Consider the following 2645-nt stretch of genomic DNA (forward strand, 5'->3'; position numbering starts at 1 on the left):
ACCAGCCAGGGGCGGCCGAGGCATGCGCGGCGGCCGACGCCCCCACCATGCCGAACGGCACCAGCAGGGCGAACGCCGTGCCCATGGCCGTGGCGGTGAGCCGGATCCGCGTCGAGCCGAGGCGGAGCCGCCGCAGCGGCAAGCCCGGTCTCATGGGGTCACCTCGCCGCTCATCAGGCCGCCTGGGACGCCACATGGGTGCGCGAGCCCGCTGGTCAGCGCCGCCGGACGGGGTGCACAGGCGGTGTCCCGCCGGTGGCGGTATTCCTCCTCGTCGATCTCGTCGCGCGCGAGCATGACGAGCAACTGCTGCTCCTGCGGCGAGCAAGCCCGCCCCTGGGCTGGCGTCCGCCGGTGCAGGAACACCCCGGCCAGCGCCGCCGCGATAGCCGCACAGAACAAGAGCTCGCTGACGATCAAGGACATGGTTCTTCTCCCATCGGGTGATGGATCATGCCGGCTGAATAGTATTGAATGATACTGTCGCGAATGATACCGTCGTGAACGTAATGGAGCTAGACACGTTGAGCAGATGGCGAAGGTAGGCGATCTTGGACGTCTATGAGGCGGTGAGGAGTCGACGGGCGGTGCGCGGATTCACTGATCGGCCTGTCCCGAAGGAGGTGCTGGAGCGCGTCCTGTCCGCCGCGGCCTGGGCGCCGTCCGGATCGAACCTCCAGCCGTGGCACGCCTACGTTGTGACCGGCGGGCCGCTGGCCGAGATCAAGAAGCGCGTCGGCGAGCGCCTTGCCGCAGCTGACTCTTGGGACGAGCGGGAGTACGAGATGTACCCGTCCGCACTGAAGTCTCCGTACCGCGAGCGCCGATTCGCCTTCGGCGAGGAGCACTACGGCGCACTCGGTGTTTCGCGCGAGGACTTGGAGGCGCGCCAGCGGGCCGCTGCCGCGAACTGGGACTGTTACGGCGCGCCCGCCGCCCTGTTCTGCTACATCGACCGTGACATGGGCCTGCCCCAATGGGCCGACGTCGGCATGTATCTGCAGACCGTCATGCTGCTGCTCCGCGCCGAAGGGCTGCACAGTTGCACGTAGATGGCGTGGGCGAAGTATCGCAAGACCGTTGCGGAGGTCCTGTCGCCCCCGGACGAGCTCATCCTCTTCTGTGGCATGTCGATCGGGTTCGAGGACGTCACGGTGGGTTACTCCCGTACGGGCCGGGCGCCGCTCGACGAGACGGTCACGTTCGTCAAGGGTTAGGCCACTGGAGAAGGACCATGAACACCGAACGAGTCGTCGTCATCACCGGAGGCATCGGAGCTCTCCTGCCCGGACGTTTCCCGCGCAACGGCGACACCGTCATCGCCACCGCTGTCAGTGACGAGGCGCCGAAGGCATCGGCCGAGCGGACCGGCCGGCGCTCTGAGCTGCGCACCATCGCCGCCGGCATCTCCTCCGAGGTCGACAACGCCGCGGGCCACTTACCGGTGCAGCCGTTCGCCCGCCCGTGAACTGGGCGGCTTGCTCGGCTCTTCCGACACCGACTTTCAACCCCGGCCAGACCGTCAAATTTTGACGGCGGCAAGTTCATGCCTTGAGAGGAAATGCAATGACTTACACCGTTGGTTACATCGTCGGGAGCCTGTCCCTGAAGTCGATCAACAGGCGGCTCGCTCTGGCCTTGAGCCGTCTCGCGCCGCCGGAACTCCGCCTCACGGAGATCCCCATCGGCGAGTTGCCCCTGTACAGCCACGACCACGACGCGAGCTACCCCGCCGTGGCCCAGGAGTTCAAGGACGCGATCAAAGCCTCCGACGCCCTCCTGTTCGTCACCCCCGAGTACAACCGGTCCATCCCGGGCGCGCTGAAGAACGCCATCGACTGGGCGACCCGGCCCTATGGATCCAACGTGCTGGACGGCAAGCCGGCCGCGATCATCGGAGCCTCACCCGGCCCGATCTCCACCGCGGTCGCACAGCAGCACCTCAAGACCATCCTGTCCTTCACCAACTCCCCGGTGCTGGGTAAGCCCGAGGCCTACATCCAGTTCACCAAGGAATTGATTGACGACGAAGGCGACATCCAGGTGCCGTCCACCGCCGAATTTCTGATCGGATACCTGCGGGCCTTTGCGGCGCACATCCGGCGCCACCACCACGACATCCCGGACCTGTAGACCGCCGGGGCGCGATGGGGGGTGGAGTGGTGACGGTCCCGCGACCATCGACCAGTCCGCCTGCCGCGCGTCCCGGCAAACCCGTACTGCATCGGCTGGGACGGCTCGATCCCTGTCGGCGACGAAGCCCTAACCGCGCGGGCGCGCTTACGCCTCACCGCCTGCGGGATAGGCAAACCGCGTCAACAGATCCGCCAGCTGCTCGGGCTCGCCGGGCCCCAGTTCGGCAGCCAGACGCTTGGCCACCGGCTCCGCCGCAACATGGGCTGCATCGAAAAGCTCGAGGCCCTGAGGCGTGATCTCCACTGCCCGCACCCGCCGGTCCCCCGGAACGGTCTTGCGTACGGCCAGCCCCTTGTGCTCCAGGTCGTCCACGACCCGCATGATTCCCGCCTTGTCCGACCCCGTCGCCGCCGCCAAGTCCCGCTGCACCGTGGGCCCGCGGTCGACCAGCACGATCAGCACGGCAAAATGCCGCAACTCGATGCCGAGCGGCCGAAGCGCCTCCGACG

Annotated in this window: 6 protein-coding genes; 4 read left to right on the plus strand and 2 right to left on the minus strand. The window is 67.3% G+C overall.

The genetic code is table 11. The features are described from left to right. Window positions 1–150 precede the first annotated feature (150 nt). Window positions 151–426, minus strand: a complete 276-nt coding sequence (locus tag AB0J09_RS61895; protein WP_360713463.1) for a hypothetical protein — start codon at window positions 424–426, stop codon at window positions 151–153. A gap of 143 nt (window positions 427–569) precedes the next feature. Between AB0J09_RS61895 and AB0J09_RS61900 the strand changes: the two genes are divergently transcribed. The 4 genes from AB0J09_RS61900 (at window position 570) to AB0J09_RS61915 (ending at window position 2133) form a co-directional block, all read left to right on the plus strand. After that, window positions 570–1052, plus strand: a complete 483-nt coding sequence (locus AB0J09_RS61900) for a nitroreductase (RefSeq protein WP_360713473.1) — start codon at window positions 570–572, stop codon at window positions 1050–1052. Next, entirely contained in the window at window positions 1053–1217 is a 165-nt protein-coding gene (locus tag AB0J09_RS61905; RefSeq protein WP_360713465.1) for a hypothetical protein, read from the plus strand. It begins immediately after the preceding gene. Window positions 1218–1234: 17 nt separating this feature from the next. After that, on the plus strand, window positions 1235–1468 hold the full coding sequence (locus AB0J09_RS61910) for a hypothetical protein (protein WP_360713467.1): 234 nt from the start codon (window positions 1235–1237) through the stop codon (window positions 1466–1468). A gap of 98 nt (window positions 1469–1566) precedes the next feature. Further along, window positions 1567–2133: an NADPH-dependent FMN reductase gene (locus tag AB0J09_RS61915; RefSeq protein ID WP_360713469.1), complete on the plus strand. Its 567-nt coding sequence runs from the start codon at window positions 1567–1569 to the stop codon at window positions 2131–2133. A gap of 147 nt (window positions 2134–2280) precedes the next feature. Here AB0J09_RS61915 and AB0J09_RS61920 read toward each other — a convergent pair. Further along, on the minus strand, window positions 2281–2645 hold a 365-nt coding region (locus tag AB0J09_RS61920), incomplete at its 5' end, for a MarR family winged helix-turn-helix transcriptional regulator (RefSeq protein WP_360713471.1).

The sequence above is a fragment of the Nonomuraea sp. NPDC049784 genome, assembly GCF_040659615.1.
Taxonomy (GTDB): Bacteria; Actinomycetota; Actinomycetes; order Streptosporangiales; family Streptosporangiaceae; genus Nonomuraea.